The sequence below is a fragment of the Lachnoclostridium sp. Marseille-P6806 genome (assembly GCF_900625025.1).
Classification (GTDB): Bacteria; Bacillota; Clostridia; order Lachnospirales; family Lachnospiraceae; genus CAG-791.
The window spans coordinates 192,157-207,051 of the sequence record NZ_LR130577.1 but is presented as its reverse complement, the minus strand read 5'-3'; the positions used below and the strand labels follow the sequence as shown (position 1 = coordinate 207,051).

Genomic DNA, 14,895 nt, shown 5'->3' with positions numbered 1-14,895 from the left:
TGAATAGGAGCGCCGCGGCGCTCCTATTCATGTGTTTTCACGTCCGTGCGCCGGATGTACAGCACGCTGAGGCCGAAGCACAGCGCAATATAGATCATGCCGGCAAGAAGAAACGGGAGAGCCCGGACGCTTTCCGTGAGATTGCTGCTCCCCATGCCGAGCTGGAGGAGCGAAAAGGGCAGTGCGTAATCCCAGCCCTTTACGAGGCACATCATCCCGGCGAGACTCCCGGCGGCCGCGATGCCGACCGGAACGGCAAAGGAGCGGATGACGAGTGAGAGAAAGCTCTGGAACGAGGCGATCACCGCACAGGCGAGAATGCCGAAGAGGAGGTGCTGCCCGAACGCGGCAGGCACCGGGTCGCTAAGGCCGAGCAGCTTTCCGCACAGGACAAAGAGCAGGGCTGTCCAAAGTATGCACAGGGCGGAGACGCCCGCGGCGGCAAGGAGCTTGTCCCGCACGAGCTTTGCGGCGGACTCCAGCGTGAGGATGAGGTTCCAGTTTGTCCCCGTGTGCTCCATGCGCCAGAGGAGGCTGCAGAATATCCCAATGAGAGGGGGCAGAAAAAATATCCCCAGAAAGAGGGAGTGCTGCGTCCAGAGCGAGTCCCATGTGAAGCTCAGCACGCCCTGATTCTGCATAAAATTTATGGTCCCGATGAATGCGGAAATGAGAGGAAGCGCAAAGAATGCGATCCAGACCGGAGACCGCCGGAGCTTGATGAGCTCTGCCGGCCACAGGGTGTGCACGGAGCGGGACTTCCGGAGCACGGCGGACGTGCGCAGGACCGAGCCCTCCTCCATGCGGGTGTACAGGGCCAGCCCGCCCCGGAGGAAGAGAACGAGATAGAGCGCGGTGACGATATACGCGGACGCCGGGGGAAGCTCCCAATAATAGGAGGCGCTGCGGGAGAGCTCGTCATAGTTCATCCGCACGACGCCCAGAGAGATGATCAGCGTCCACGGGATGGAGGCGCTGCGGCTCACAAACATCAGGAAGAGACCGGCGAGCGTTCCTCCCATACTGACGGAAAGTGCGGCAAACTGATTCGGCAGAATGAGCGAGAGAATGCACTGCAGCTCATAGAGCACCATCGCGGCGGCGAGCTCGCCGAGGTTCAGGAGCAGAAGCATCCGCGCGGGAGGAAACTCCGGCGTGCCGAGGAGCTTTCCGGGGAGCAGCAGGGCGGCATCCTGCAGCAGGCAGAACAGCGTGAGCCAGAACAGACCGGACAGGAGCTTGCCCCCGTAGAGGGACGGCCCGGACTGGAGCGTGTGTAGAAGATACCATGTGTCGCCCTTGTGTTCCAGATCCATGCTCCGGCTCGCGAGAACGGCGGCCAGAATGGAAAGAAATATTCCGTTGATGATGGAGAGGGCAAACAGCAGGGACTGCCATGACGGGGCCTTGGAGCTGCGGCCTGTCCTGTTTCCCGCGTACAGATAGAGGCCGTCGATGACGGCGAGTGCGAGCACCAGAAGAATGGTGGGCTTTCTTCGGAATTTCAGAAATTCCAGACGAAAGCTCTTCCATGCGCCGAATGTTTTCACAGTGATTCCCTCCCTCCGGTCATAAGAAGAAACGCCTCCTCCAGTGACTCGCCCTCCCGCGCCAGCTCGGAAAGTCTGCCCTGATACCGCATTTCTCCGTGATGAATGATGCCGATGTAATCCGCCATCTGCGCCACCTCGGAGAGCAGATGACTGGAGACGAGGACCGTTATGCCCCGCTCCTGCGGAAGTGTCCGGATCAGCTCGCGCATCTCCTGTATGCCGGCGGGATCCAGTCCGTTTGTCGGCTCGTCCAGAATGAGAAGCCGGGGACTCCCGAGAAGAGCCATGGCGATTCCCAGACGCTGCTTCATGCCCAGCGAGCAGGCTTTGAGCTTCCGGTCCCGATGCCCGTCCATGCGCACGGTGCGCAGCGCAGAGAGGATTTCCTCCTCCGGGACGCCTTTCAGCCTCTGCACGATCTGCATGTTTTCAAGAACGGTGAGATGTCCGTAGCCTCCCGGACTCTCGATGAGAGAGCCGGTCTGCCGCAGAAGAGAGAGCCGGTTTTTCGTCTCGAGGGGCTGCCCGAAGAGAGAGACGGAGCCGCTGTCCGGACGGATCAGTCCGAGGATCAGCTTGAGGGTCGTGGTCTTGCCGGCGCCGTTGGGGCCGAGGAAGCCGTATACACAGCGCTCGGGGACCCGGAGACAGACCCCGTTTGCCCGGAATGCGGAGCCGCTCTTTTTGGTGAGATGGTCGGTTTCAAGAATATAATTCATAGGAATCCTCCGTGATGATTGATGTCAAGGACAGAATACAGAATCTCCCTTGCGAAAACCTTGCGTTTGCCTTAGCGTTACCTTAAGAATCCCCGTGCGGCATGGATTGCGCGGGGAGGGGAGGCTATGCTGTAAGCGTGCTTTCCGCGCGGGTCTGCCGGCGCGGAAAAAGGATGGCGCAGAGAAAAGAGATGGCGCGGAGAGAGGACGATGCGGATGGGAAAGCGTGCAATGGAGATTTTGCTCGTCGACGATGAGGCGGGTCTGCGGGATATGGTAAAGGAACTCCTTGAGGCGGAGGACGGACTTTCTGTTGATACGGCCTCGAGCTGCCGCGGAGCAAGGCGCAGGCTCATGGAAAAGGAGTATCAGCTCGCGATCTTTGACGTGATGCTGCCGGACGGAAACGGATTTTCGCTGTACCGCGAGCTGCAGAGCGGGGGAAAATGCGGCGAGATGCCGGTGATCTTTCTGTCCGCGCGGGATGAGGACGCCGACCGTCTGCGGGGACTGGGACTGGGTGCCGACGATTATATCACGAAGCCGTTTCTTCCCATGGAGCTTCTGCTGCGGGTCAAGGCGGTGCTGCGTCGGACGGCGCGGGGCAGAGAGCAGGAGGAAGAGCTGCTTCTGCTCGGCGATACGGAGGTTTCCTTTGACGCGGGCAGTGTGAAGCGCCCGGACGGGGAGCAGAGGCTCACGGCCAAGGAGCATGCGCTGCTCCATAAGCTCGCGGAAAACCGGGGGCGGATCGTTACCATCGACGCGCTGTGCGACGCACTCTGGCCGGAGGGAAGCTACGGCCTTGAGAGCTCCCTCATCGTGCATGTGCGTCACCTGCGCGAAAAGATCGAGGAGGATCCCTCAAAGCCCCGCTATCTTCTGACGGTCAGAGGGCTCGGCTACAAGCTGGAGAAGTAGTGTGAAAAATCACGCTGATGCGTTTCGGCATGGGGATTGGTATCTATGATAAGGAATATGAAAAATGCGGCATATATCGTCATCGCGCTTCTCTTCATAGCGGTGCTGCTGGTGTTTGCGGATATTGCGATTTTTTTCTTTCTGGTTCTCTTTGGGGAAGACGGGAAGCCTGTGGAATACAGCGCGATTGTGCAGGATGTCTCTGCGGCAGGGGCGGCCTACGAGCTGCCGGAGGAGCTGCGCAGGGATTATACGCTGCAGGATGTCGTGCGCTTTACCCGCTATTATCTGGACGATTACCCGGTGCAAAGTTATGTGGCGGATCGCGGCATCCTCGTGATCGGCGGGCCGAAAAACTCCGTGTGGAAGTACAATCTGGAGTTTGAGATTTCTCTTCTGAATATGCTCATGAAATATATACCGCTTCTTTTTCTTCTCAATATTTGTCTGCTCATCATGGCGCCGCTCGCCCTGCAGAAAAGATGGATACGGAGAAGAGAGGAGGAGAGAACAGAGTGGATCGCGGGGGTATCGCATGACATACGGACGCCGCTCACGCTGATGCTGGGCAATGCGGACTATATCCGCAAGCATCCGGAGGAGCCGGGGAATGCGGCCCGTGCGGCGGCTGTGGAGGAGCAGGGGCTGAGAATACGCTCTCTTGTCGCGAATCTGAACATGTCGAGCAAGCTCGATTTCGGCATGGGGAGCTATGAGAAAACGGAATTCAGCTTTGGGAGACTCCTGCGGGAGGTGGTGGCCGACACCGTAAACGCCCGCGGGGAGGAGCCCTACACTTTCGAACTTGTCATCGCGGAGGAGCCCTGCGAAACGCGTGTCCGCTGCAGCAGGGAGCTGACGCGCAGACTTCTGGAAAACCTGATCAACAATGCCGTGCGGCACAATCCGGACGGCTGCCGGATCAGCCTGCGCTTCGATGAGGCAAAAAGCCCGCGGCGCAGGTACTGTCTTGAGCTTGCCGACGACGGGAAAGGGACGGACACGGACACTCTGGCCCGGCTGAACAGCAGGGATGATCTCCGCCCGCGGAGACTCGGAGAGCACGGGCTGGGGCTTCGGCTCGTGAAGCAGATCGCCCGGTATCACGGGTGGCGGGTGCGCTTCGACAGCGAGGAGCCGCACGGCTTCCGATGCAGAATATGGATCTGACGGGGCGGCGCGCATATGATAAAGCGCGGAGAAGCTTACTTTCCGATAATCTTATAGCCGTTCGAGGCCTGATTGGCGTCCTTTCCCTCGAGTACGTTTTCAACGATCCGCATGCGGAGCCCTGCGTCGATGAAGTCGCAGTATTTGCAGAAATCGTTGCCCGCGCGGCTCTCGCGCACGCTCTCGCGGAACGCGCGGTACTTTTCGGTATTCCACGCGTCCTTCAGACGGAACTGGCTTGCGTCGGCGAGCTCCGTGACTTCGAAATTATCGCAGCAGCAGTAGCCCAGACGTCCGTCCGGCGTGATCCACATATCGGTATAGGGCATGAGGCAGGTTTCCCGGATGATTTTGGACGCGCCCTGCTTATTCGGCGCAGAGCCCGCCCGGTTTGTCAGCACGGCCTTGACATAGCGGATCTGAATCAGAACCTCGACATGGCGGAATTCCTCCGGATTTGCGCGGATGTAATCGTAACACTGTCTGGTCAGGGGATGCAGCTTCATATCCTCGCAGTAATTGTTGATCACAAGCTGATCGAGGTACGGCGCGATCTGACGGAGCTTGTCGACGGTGAGAAGCAGCCCGTTGGTGGACATAAAGAGATAGCAGTCCGGGAGCTTTTCCCTCGCGTACCGGTGGCGCTCCACGATCTTCTGATCCAGCCACGGCTCGTTGTTCCCGTACAGGGTGAGGTGGCCCCGGTAGCCCCAGTCCGCCAGATCGTCGATGCACTTCCGGTACAGCTCGTCGCTCATATATTTGTAGGGCCGTTTTTCGGCGAAGCGGTTGGCTGTGCAGAACGCGCAGTTATTGTTGCAGCGGTTGACGGTCTCGATATTGACGACGTTGGGATAAGGAACCTCATCCGGATTCTGCATGAACCACTCGATATATTTTTTCTGCAGCCGGTTCCTCGCAAGGAACTGGAGCTTCAGGTAGGCTCCGGAGGAGAGCTTCGGAAATCTTTTCTGCATCTCCCAGCCGAAACGGCCCAGAAAGTTTGAAATCCGCACTGGCATGGACGGTGTCCTTTCCGCCGCCGGATATCCGTTTTCCGGATGCGCGCGGCATGGAATTTCCTTGATTTGAATTTCTTTACAGTGTATCACAGTTTTTTAAAATGCGCCCCGCGCCGTCCGGGAAAATTCATACACATAGACGGTGTAGGGGGAATGCGGCTCCGTGTAGGTCCCCCGCAGAACGAGGCCCGATTCGCCGGCATTGGAAAGCTCGATGCGCGAGAATACATAACGGCAGCCCAGCGCCCGGAGCGCCTCCGCATCAATATAGATGCGGCTGCTGATGCTTTGATAGTTCCGCACTGCCTGCACGATGCTGTCCTCGTCGCCCGAGTAGAGAAAGCATTTTGCACCCCACTCGTCATAGTACGCCGCGGAGGCGGGGCGGCGGTCCAGCGCGGGCGCGATCACGGCCCGGAACGCATCCTTGTAGCTCTGCGGATAGAAGCCGAGGTAGCCGTCCAGCGTGGCGATGCCGTTGTATTCCAGAATGGCCGGATTGAGGCCGTAGGCGACCGCCCAGTCGGTTCCGTCTGCGCCGGAGACCTGCACGCCGCGTTCTCTGCCGCCGTCATCGTCGTGGCCGGTCTGCGCTTTTGCGGCGTCGTCATCCTGCGCCGGGCGAACGGCGTTTTGACCGCGTCCGGAATTCTGACCGGCGCGAACGGCGGCCGCCTCGATTTCTCCGGAGGGGGAGCGCTCGCCGGTGCTCAGATCGCCGATGCGGTAGTTCAGATCCTTTTTGATCTCCTCGAACAGTTCCGTGGAATAAAATTCCCGGTACGAGAGCTCGTCGGGCTCCGACCCGCGCAGCGTTTCCATGGCGAGAGCTCTTGCCGTGGAATAGAGATCGTTATATCTGGTGCCGCTTAAAAGAATTACGGCGCAGGCGGCGAGGCAGAGCGCGGAGGCGAGAGGCCCGGCCGGGCGGAACCGGCGTTTTTCCCCGAAGCGGCAGAGCCTTAAACAGACGAGGCAGAATGCCGCATACCAGAGAAAAGGACTGAAAAATACCGTCCGGTTGAACTGCCAGCCCCGGAGCGGCGGCAGAAGCATCTCGACGGCGTCGCGGCACGGTGCGGAATAATACAGTCCGTAGACGACGGCGTTGAAGGCAAGCAGCGCCATGCACAGATTAAAAGGATCATGAAAGCTGTCCCGCCATTTTCCTGTGATGACGTTCCGGAAATTGCGGTACAGGAAATAGACGGCGCAGACGGGGAGCACCAGCCTTGCCTGCAGGCTGTCGGCATGGAAGATGCCGTTCCGGAACACCGTGAGAATTTCAGAGAAAATCCGGGGAGCGGAGAGATCCCCCGCCACGAAGCTTGAGCGGATGGTGACCGTGTCGGAAAAAAGCATCTGTCCGAAGAGGCGGTACTCAAAGAGCATGAAGCCCGCGGACGCCGCGATAATTCCGCAAAGGAGCCGGAGAGGAGGCCTGCGGCTCCGGAACCAGAGCAGGAGAAACGCCGCGGAGGAGTAGGCGAGAAGAAACAGGCCGAAGTATGAAAAATAGGAGAGGAACGGATAGAGAAAAAGTCCGGTAAGATACGGCGCGGCGCTGCGGCGCGTCTGCGCGCGGTACAGGCGGACAAAGAACCAGATGTACAGTGGGATGGAGGCAAACGGAATGCCGAAATTCGGGAAGAGATTGAGGAGACCGTAGGCGAAGCCGCAGAGGACGACGATGCTGCGCTCCCTTGGCGTGAAAGCGGCGGATGCTGCTCCTGCGCCGTGCGCAGGAGCCGGGGCGCACAGGAGCTCCCCCGCCAGAAGCGAAAAGGAGACGGCGGCGAGCAGGAGCTTCACGAACCAGTTCGCGATATAGGCGGCAAAGGAGGAGGGCAGCAGGACATACAGAAGCGTCGTCAGAGAAAACTCCGACGGCAGAAGATCGCGGTTTACGCCTCCCAGAAACGGCGCGGCGCTCCCGTGACGGAAAAAGCTGCCCTGATTTTTCATCATCTGATACTGGGCCTGAAAGAGCTCGAGGTTGTCGTGGACGGCGATGTGGGAATTCTCTCCGCACAGCAGGTAAAGAGCCGCCGCGGCGGCAAGGAAGAGTGCGATGAGGGCATAGTACCAGCCGCATGCAAGCGTATGAAGTGTGTTTTGTACTCGATTTTTCAATGCTTTTCCAGCTCCTGCCGGTACAGGCGGCTCAGCTCGCAGCGATGGAGCTCGAACTGTCTCCGGTTGTTGCGCTCCATGTTCGACAGGATGAGGCCCGCAAAAAAGGACTGCACCGCAGCGAGCATGACGAAGCCGCATACGAACAGAGTCGGAAATCTTGCTACCAGACCGGTCGAAAGGTAGCCGGTGAGGACCGGAATAAGAAAAATTACGGAAATGGCAGCCAGAAGAAGAGCGACCCCGTTGAAGAACTGAAGCGGCCGGTAGCCCCGGTACAGGTTGAAGATGGTTTTGAGGACCCGGAAGCCGTCGGCAAAGGTGTTCAGCTTGGAGGCGCTGCCCTCGGGCCGGTCACGGTAGCTGACGACGACATTTTCGATCTGCATCTTATTATAGACGGCGTGAATGGTCATCTCCGTCTCGATCTCAAAGCCGTGGGACAGCACCGGGAACGTCTTGACGAACTCATAGCTGAACGCGCGGTAGCCGGTCATGATGTCGCGGACGCGGCAGTGAAAGAGGCGGTTAATGGAGGCGCGCACCATGGAATTGCCCAGATTGTGAAAGGGACGCTTGTTTTCCGTAAAATAGGTGGAGGAGAGGCGGTCGCCGACGACCATGTCGGCGTTGTGATGAAGAACCTTTTCGACCATTTCCGGCGCGGCCTCCATGGGGTAGGTGTCGTCCCCGTCGACCATGATGTAGCACTGCGCGTCGATCTCACGGAACATCCGCCGGATGACGTTGCCCTTGCCCTGCATGTACTCATTCCGGACGACGGCCCCCGCGGCCGCTGCGAGAGCGGCGGTATTATCGGTGGAATTATTGTTGTATACGTAAATTACGGCGTCGGGGAGCGCCCGCGCGGCGTCCCGGACGACCTTTGTGATGGTCTGCGCTTCGTTGTAGCAGGGAATCAGAACTGCGATTTTATCCATAATAATCACCATGCCGAAGCGCTTTGTGCGAGGCACGCGCCGTAAAATCCGCGAATGCGGTTTTGCGGCTGCGCTCAGGGGCTATTTGGGCTTCGGCACAAATGGCTGTGCGAAAAATCAGCGCATCAGCGTGATTTTTCACACTAAGATCTCTTGACATGCCGTCTGCCCGAAGAGCTCGGGCAGCATTATGTTTTCCGTCCTTTGCCGCATACCCTTGCGGGAGCGGACATCTCCCTGTTATTATACGCTATCCGGAGGGTCTTGTCTCTCAGGAAGTGTGCTTCGGCGGGGCGAGAGGCAGAGCGCGGGGACCCGGCACGTGGACATGCTCCGGAAACTGCGATACACTTTCTGATATGGAGGTTCCGGCAGAGAAGAATCCGTCGGCGCGGAATTCTTTTCGCGGATGCGGCAGAGAACGCCGCAAGGAGTGTAAGAATGAATGCTTTGGCAAAACTGGCGGCACTGATCGTGTGGATGGCGCTTGCCCCGGCGCTTGCAGGGCTTCTTCCCTGCTCGCTGCTCCCCAGACAGAAGAGAACGCCCGGGGTTTTGATTCTCGCGGGATATTTTATGACCTTTGCGGTCTTTGAGATGATCGCACTCCCCATCCTGCTGTTCACTTACGGGGGGGATTTTTCCCTGCTGACCCGTGTGTTTTCTGTGGTGAGCGTATTCATGGCGGTGCTCGGCTTCGTCCTGTGCGGCGGAGCGAAAGGGCTCTCCTTTGCGGGGCTTACCGAGGAGAGCGAGGGGCAGGGGGCGCGGATTGCCGGCTTCATTCTGTGGGCGGTGTTCGGCGTGTTCCTCCTGTTTGAACTTTATATGGCCTTTACCAATCTGTCCTTTGACGGCGACGATGCATATTATGCGGCCTCCTCGGTCATCACAAACCAGAAAGGCACCATGTACCGCGTTCTTCCCTACACGGGCGGTTCAACGAAGCTGGATGTCCGCCATGCGCTGGCGCTGTTTCCGATGTGGATTTCTTATATCGCAGGCATCGCGGGCATGCACCCGACCGCCGTCACGCACTCCGTGATGCCGCTCCTTATGATCCCTCTCGCGGACCTCTCCGTGGCCTGTGCGGTGAAGCATATTCTGCGGAGGGAGGTCTTTGACGGGAAGCGCAGCGCAGCGTTTCCGCTGTTCATGATTCTGACGGCGCTGCTGCAGATTTTCGGAAATGTGTCGATCTACACGCCCGAAACCTTTCTCATGATGCGCTCGTGGCAGGGGAAATCTCTGTTTGTGAATTTCATCATTCCGGCGGTGTTCTGGATGTTTCTCTGGGCCGCAGAGCTGTACGGAGAGCGTCCGGCGGGGCGGCAGGACGGCGGAGCTGCTCCGGAGGAGCGCGCGGCGCTTCGGAGAGAAAAACGCTTTATCTGGATCATGCTCGCTCTGATGGTCGTCACCGGGGGGCTCAGCTCCTCCATGGCGGTCGTCATGACCATGGGGCTCATCTGGCTCTGCGGCTTCTTCATCAGCCTTGCGGTGAGAAAAGCGGCTGTTTTCCGCGGTGCGGTGCTGTCCTGCATCCCGGGCTATCTCTATGTGCTGCTGTTCCTGTATCTGCTGAAAACGCTCTATTCCCGCGGGTAATGAGCGGGGCGGAACATGCTTGCATGTCCATTTGGCGAATGCTGCGAGGGCGGGATACCCGCCCCTTGGGGCGTACAAATCCAGAAACAAGCCAGGTCATGCCCCGTAGCCTGCTGCGGAGTATTTGACTTGTTTACGCCATGATTGCGTCCATAATCGTCTGAATGGCATGGCAGGTATCTTCAAAGGAAATGTCCTTTGCGTATTCGTACTCGCGGCTGTATTTCTCCCACGGCTTGCGGAGAGTATCGCTTTCGCGGATTTCTTTTATAATATCCGGGCAGTTTATCAGAATCGTGCCGCTGCCGCGTTTCTGTGTCGTTCGTTCCAGCGCGCAGTGCAGCGTTGCTCTGCTGTACTCCGCGCCGTGCAGTGCATACAGTATATATGTCGTAATAATCTCTCGGACGGGTGTTGGCAATGCTGCGGGACAGCACGGTTTCCAGCTTTTCGGCCAGTATTGTTTCAAGGTTGTAGGCAGGAATATTGATTGTGCGGTCATCAAACAGCAGGGAGCATGTGTATTCCACTTCGCGGGGCGTTATCATATCGCCCGTAGTAACGTCCACAGTCAGCGGTATGCTGATCGTCGTGTCCAGATCCATAGTTGCCCGTGTATCCAGTCCCACAATAGCAGAAATCAGGAATCCGCCTTTGAGAATGAAATTGTATTTATAGGGTGAGAGTGAGATTCGTTCCAGCAGACGCTCCAGCATATAGTTCTGCATAACGAGCTGTGCCGAGATATGCTTCTCCGCCGCGTTCTTTTTGATAAAAGCTTTCAGCTGCATTGGATTTTTAGTTATCATAGCAAAACCTCCATATAGCGCAGTACTTTGGACGTAACGTGAAGCTGAGCTGCGTACTGCATCAACTTGTGAATGTTCTTGTTCTTGGATGCCGCGTAGCGCTTCATGGCTTCCCCGACGATTTGGATGTCACTGCCGGTGCCGCGCAGGATGTCGCACAGTGTCCGTTCCAGATCGTAAACACGAATCGGATTGCCGGATGGGGATTCTGTTTCAATCCTGCCGAACTCGTAGTTTTCCGGCACAACGCGTTTGACAATCAGGTTTTCCCGCTTCAGGGACAGCGTATTGTAGCCCTTGGGAAAGGTCATTGTATATTTCGCAGGGGTACGGTCTGAATAGCCCAGCAGATAAAGAGCGGTATCGTGCGAATAAATTCCGCGTCCATACTTACGCTGCAAGAGGTAGAAATCATCCTCCCATGCGCTGCTCCGCACATACAGCCCACGCCCGAAGCGATATATTTCGCCGCTTTTAACAAGCTCCTGCAGGATGCTGCGGTGCAGCCCGGATTCCGTTACCTGTGCAGCGGTGATCGTGCCGTCTTTCGACAATTGATATGTAGTAATGTGTGTATGTCGGATGAACAAATGAGATATTATCCTGCTCCTATCTGTGAAAGATAGGTATTGTCAAAAAGAATTCGATATTATGGAATTGCTTTCCGTCAATGCAGGTGTCTTTTGCCGGGAATGGATTTACGAGCTGGTATGGGGCTTAGAGGACGCCTGCAGCGGCAACTTCGCCGCGCGCTGCTGTGCGCGGAGCTCCCACATACCGCGCTGTGAATGGCGCAGAAGAATATCTTCGACGGATTCCGGCGAGGGGACTTCGCGGGATGTCGATGCAGGGATTTTTGAGCTAAAAGACTGGTGCATGGAGGCCTCCTGACAGGGTGAAAGCGGAAAGCAGTTTTTATCATATGCTTTCCGGAAGATTTTGCATATAATGAAAAAAGCGATGTGCATGCAGGCGGTTCTCCGGGACGGTCCGGGGCCGGCGGCATGACGGTATGGACAGGAGAAGCACAGTGATTACAGAAATAATTCTTGCCTCGGCGTCGCCGCGGCGCAGACAGCTCCTAGAGCAGATCGGACTGGAGCCAGGCGTCGTCCCGAGCTTTGCGGATGAGATGACGGAGGAAACCGATCCGGAGCGGGTGGTTCGGGAGCTCTCACGGAGAAAGGCAGAGGATGTTGCGGAACAGATTCTTCTCCGTGTCCCCGACCCGGAGGCGCCGGTGATCGTTCTCGGCGCGGACACTGTTGTATCGGCGGGCGGACGGATCCTCGGCAAGCCGGGGAGTCATGAGGAGGCGGCGGCAATGATACGGAGCCTGCAGGGGAAAACGCATGAGGTGCTCACCGGCGTGACGCTGCTCCGCATCAGTACGGCCAAGGAGCGGACAGGCGGCGCGGAGCGCTGGAGCGCAAAGACCTTTGCAGAGCGCACGGAGGTGGAGGTCGCGCCCATGACGGCCGAAGAGATTCTCCGCTATGCTGACAGCGAGGAGCCGATGGACAAGGCAGGAGCCTATGGGATACAGGGAGCGTTCGCTGCGTTTGTGAGGGGCATCCGGGGCGATTACAGCAATGTGGTCGGGCTTCCGGTCTGCCGGGTGTATGAGGAGCTGAAAGCGCTGGAGAACTGACCGCCTCCGGCAGGGACAGACAGAAAGAGCTGTTCATTTAAGAAGTATACGAAACAGAACCGGACAGGGAGAGGGCGCAGGAGCGCACAGGGAGACACAGATTATGCCGATTTCTTTTGACGAACAAAAACAGATTTTCAAGCTGGATACGGACAGAACGACGTACCTTATCGGCATCGGGCCGGGGGGACTTTTGGGACATATCTATTACGGGCCGAAGCTGAACCATGCCTGCGGGATGGATATGCTGCGCGCGGATGAGTATCCGTACCCGCCCTCAGTGACGCCGCGGGACAAGATTTCCTTTGTGGATTATTATCTGTTTGAGTTCCCGACAGGCGGTGTGGGAGATTTCCGTCCCACTTGTCTTGAGGTCAGGAACGCGCGCGGACAGAGGGGCTGCGAGCTTGTCTATGACTCGTATGCGATTGAGAGCGGCAAGCCCCGTCTCGAGGGTCTTCCCTGCTCGTTTCCCGGTGAGGACGATGCGGTTCAGACTCTGTACCTCAATCTGAAAGACGAGGTTCTCGGTCTGACCGTCACGCTTCTTTATTCTGCTTTTCCGCGTGAGAACATCATCACCCGCAGTGTGATGCTCGCCAATACCGGCATGGAAAACGGCGGAGAGACGCTGCACATCGGGCGGGTTCTCAGCGCCTGCTTAGATGTTGACCAAGACGGTCAAAATGGATATGAGCTCATCACACTGCCCGGCGCATGGGGACGGGAGCGCCATGTGCAGCGGAGTGCGGTTCGGCGCGGGCGTCAGTCCGTATTTTCCCTCCGCGGGGAATCCAGTCACCAGTATCAGCCCTTTGCGGCTCTGGTGCGGCACGATACGAACGAGGAACAGGGCGAGGCGATCGGCCTGAGCTTTGTCTATTCCGGTAATTTCCTTGCGGAGACGGAGTGGTCGCAGATGGATCAGATCCGTCTGGTCATGGGGATTCATCCGGACGGCTTTGACTGGGAGCTTCGGCCGGGAGAGAGCTTCGATGCGCCGGAGGTCGTCCTCAGCTATTCGGCAGAGGGGACCGGGCAGATGACCCGCCAGTTTCATGATTTCTTCCGCGGGCATATGATACGCAGCCCGTATCTGCACAGGGACCGACCGATTCTCATCAACAACTGGGAGGCGACGTATTTCGACTTCAATACGGAGAGGCTTCTGACGCTTGCGCGGGAGGCAAAGAGCGCAGGCATCGAGATGCTTGTCATGGACGACGGCTGGTTCGGGGACAGAAAGGACGACTTCCGTTCGCTCGGCGACTGGTTTGTCAATGAGGAAAAGCTGCCCGGCGGTCTTTCGTATCTTGTAGAGGAGGTGAACCGGATCGGCCTTAAATTCGGCATCTGGTTCGAGCCGGAGATGGTGTCTCCGGATTCGGAGATCTTCCGCGCGCATCCCGACTGGGCGCTGCAGCTCTGCGGCCGTAAGCCCTCCTGCGGGCGCATGCAGCTTGTGCTGGACATCACGCGGCAGGAGGTCCGGGACTGCATCATGGATCAGCTGCTGTCGATACTGCACAGCGCGAACATCGAATATGTGAAGTGGGACATGAACCGCTCTCTCACGGACGTCGGCAATCTCGTTCTTCCGTCGGACCGGCAGGGAGAGCTTCTGCACCGCTATGTGCTGGCTCTGTATGAGATGCAGGAACGTCTGGTCACGGAATTTCCGGAGCTGCTGCTGGAAAACTGTTCCTCCGGAGGGGCGCGCTTTGATGCGGGCGAGCTGTATTACAGCCCTCAGATCTGGACCTCGGACGATACGGATGCGATTGAGCGTCTGCGGATACAGGAGGGAACAGCGATGGTATTTCCGCTCTCCTCGATGGGCGCGCATGTCAGCATCTGCCCGAACGAGCAGGTGGGGCGCAGCACGCCGTTCAAGACCCGCGGCGATGTGGCGATGTCCGGAACGTTCGGCTATGAACTCGACATTGCGAAGCTGACGGCGGAGGAGAGAACGCAGATTCCCGGTCAGGTGGCGGATTATCACCGCTTCCACGGGATTGTGGCGGACGGGGATTATTACCGGCTCAGCTCATGGTCGGACAGCGATCCCTTTGACTGCTGGATGTCGGTCCGTAAGGATCGGAGCGAGGCGCTCCTGACCTTTGTGCAGGTGCTCGGACGCCCCAATTTCCGGAGCCGCATCATAAAGCTCCGGGGGCTCGACCCGGAGGCACGCTACGCGGTCGAGCGTGATGGCGCTGCGGAGGGCGAGCGCTCCGGTGAGGAGCTGCTGTGCTGCGGTCTTCGTTTCCCGAACCGCGGAGACTTTACCAGTACGCAGGTCTATCTGAAGAGAATCTAACGGAATATAGCATTTGACATTTCTGACCGGAACTTTTAATATGATGGA

At 58.0% G+C, this 14,895-nt stretch carries 13 protein-coding genes; 6 read left to right on the top strand and 7 right to left on the bottom strand.

From position 1 onward, the window contains the following. Nucleotides 1-23: 23 nt before the first annotated feature. Together E0E20_RS06495 and E0E20_RS06490 are read right to left on the bottom strand one after the other, a co-directional pair. Nucleotides 24-1,550, bottom strand: coding sequence for an ABC transporter permease (locus E0E20_RS06495; RefSeq protein WP_130837393.1), 1,527 nt, complete (start codon nucleotides 1,548-1,550; stop codon nucleotides 24-26). Next, complete coding sequence (locus tag E0E20_RS06490; RefSeq protein ID WP_130837392.1) at nucleotides 1,547-2,272, bottom strand: ABC transporter ATP-binding protein; 726 nt, start codon at nucleotides 2,270-2,272, stop codon at nucleotides 1,547-1,549. The genes E0E20_RS06495 and E0E20_RS06490 overlap by 4 nt, the downstream gene beginning before the upstream one ends. A 216-nt stretch (nucleotides 2,273-2,488) precedes the next feature. Here E0E20_RS06490 and E0E20_RS06485 point away from each other — a divergent pair, with 216 nt between their 5' ends. Together E0E20_RS06485 and E0E20_RS06480 are read left to right on the top strand one after the other, a co-directional pair. Continuing rightward, entirely contained in the window at nucleotides 2,489-3,193 is a 705-nt protein-coding gene (locus E0E20_RS06485) for a response regulator transcription factor (protein WP_130837391.1), read from the top strand. A gap of 45 nt (nucleotides 3,194-3,238) precedes the next feature. Then, complete coding sequence (locus E0E20_RS06480) at nucleotides 3,239-4,363, top strand: sensor histidine kinase (protein ID WP_130837390.1); 1,125 nt, start codon at nucleotides 3,239-3,241, stop codon at nucleotides 4,361-4,363. Between the two features lie 35 nt (nucleotides 4,364-4,398). On the opposite strand, the gene E0E20_RS06475 is transcribed toward E0E20_RS06480, so the two are convergent. The 3 genes from E0E20_RS06475 to E0E20_RS06465 all read right to left on the bottom strand — a co-directional run bounded on the left by E0E20_RS06475 (nucleotide 4,399) and on the right by E0E20_RS06465 (nucleotide 8,459). Beyond that, nucleotides 4,399-5,385 carry a radical SAM/SPASM domain-containing protein gene (locus tag E0E20_RS06475; protein ID WP_130837389.1) on the bottom strand — a complete coding sequence of 329 codons (987 nt, stop codon included), beginning with the start codon at nucleotides 5,383-5,385 and terminating at the stop codon, nucleotides 4,399-4,401. 96 nt (nucleotides 5,386-5,481) lie between these two features. Further along, complete coding sequence (locus tag E0E20_RS06470; protein WP_130837388.1) at nucleotides 5,482-7,518, bottom strand: DUF6044 family protein; 2,037 nt, start codon at nucleotides 7,516-7,518, stop codon at nucleotides 5,482-5,484. After that, nucleotides 7,515-8,459 carry a glycosyltransferase family 2 protein gene (locus tag E0E20_RS06465; RefSeq protein ID WP_130837387.1) on the bottom strand — a complete coding sequence of 315 codons (945 nt, stop codon included), beginning with the start codon at nucleotides 8,457-8,459 and terminating at the stop codon, nucleotides 7,515-7,517. Before E0E20_RS06465 ends, E0E20_RS06470 begins: the two co-directional genes overlap by 4 nt. 441 nt (nucleotides 8,460-8,900) lie before the next feature. On the opposite strand from E0E20_RS06465, the gene E0E20_RS06460 reads away from it, so the two are divergent. Next, a complete protein-coding gene (locus E0E20_RS06460; RefSeq protein ID WP_130837386.1) occupies nucleotides 8,901-10,067 on the top strand; it encodes a DUF6077 domain-containing protein in 1,167 nt (388 codons plus the stop codon). Nucleotides 10,068-10,249: 182 nt separating this feature from the next. Here E0E20_RS06460 and E0E20_RS06455 read toward each other — a convergent pair whose 3' ends face one another. Together E0E20_RS06455 and E0E20_RS06450 are read right to left on the bottom strand one after the other, a co-directional pair. Beyond that, a complete protein-coding gene (locus E0E20_RS06455; RefSeq protein ID WP_242622686.1) occupies nucleotides 10,250-10,876 on the bottom strand; it encodes a nucleotidyl transferase AbiEii/AbiGii toxin family protein in 627 nt (208 codons plus the stop codon). Then, complete coding sequence (locus E0E20_RS06450) at nucleotides 10,873-11,466, bottom strand: type IV toxin-antitoxin system AbiEi family antitoxin domain-containing protein (RefSeq protein ID WP_242622685.1); 594 nt, start codon at nucleotides 11,464-11,466, stop codon at nucleotides 10,873-10,875. Before E0E20_RS06450 ends, E0E20_RS06455 begins: the two co-directional genes overlap by 4 nt. Before the next feature lie 61 nt (nucleotides 11,467-11,527). Between E0E20_RS06450 and E0E20_RS14740 the strand changes: the two genes are divergently transcribed. The 3 genes from E0E20_RS14740 (at nucleotide 11,528) to E0E20_RS06435 (ending at nucleotide 14,847) form a co-directional block, all read left to right on the top strand. Further along, a complete protein-coding gene (locus tag E0E20_RS14740; protein ID WP_330508850.1) occupies nucleotides 11,528-11,767 on the top strand; it encodes a hypothetical protein in 240 nt (79 codons plus the stop codon). Between the two features lie 142 nt (nucleotides 11,768-11,909). After that, nucleotides 11,910-12,527 (top strand): Maf family protein, encoded by a 618-nt coding sequence (locus E0E20_RS06440; RefSeq protein ID WP_334295339.1) that lies wholly within the window; start codon nucleotides 11,910-11,912, stop codon nucleotides 12,525-12,527. A gap of 103 nt (nucleotides 12,528-12,630) precedes the next feature. Continuing rightward, the gene (locus E0E20_RS06435) at nucleotides 12,631-14,847 is read left to right on the top strand and encodes an alpha-galactosidase (protein ID WP_130837384.1); all 2,217 of its coding nucleotides are present in this window, start codon (nucleotides 12,631-12,633) and stop codon (nucleotides 14,845-14,847) included. Nucleotides 14,848-14,895 lie beyond the last annotated feature (48 nt).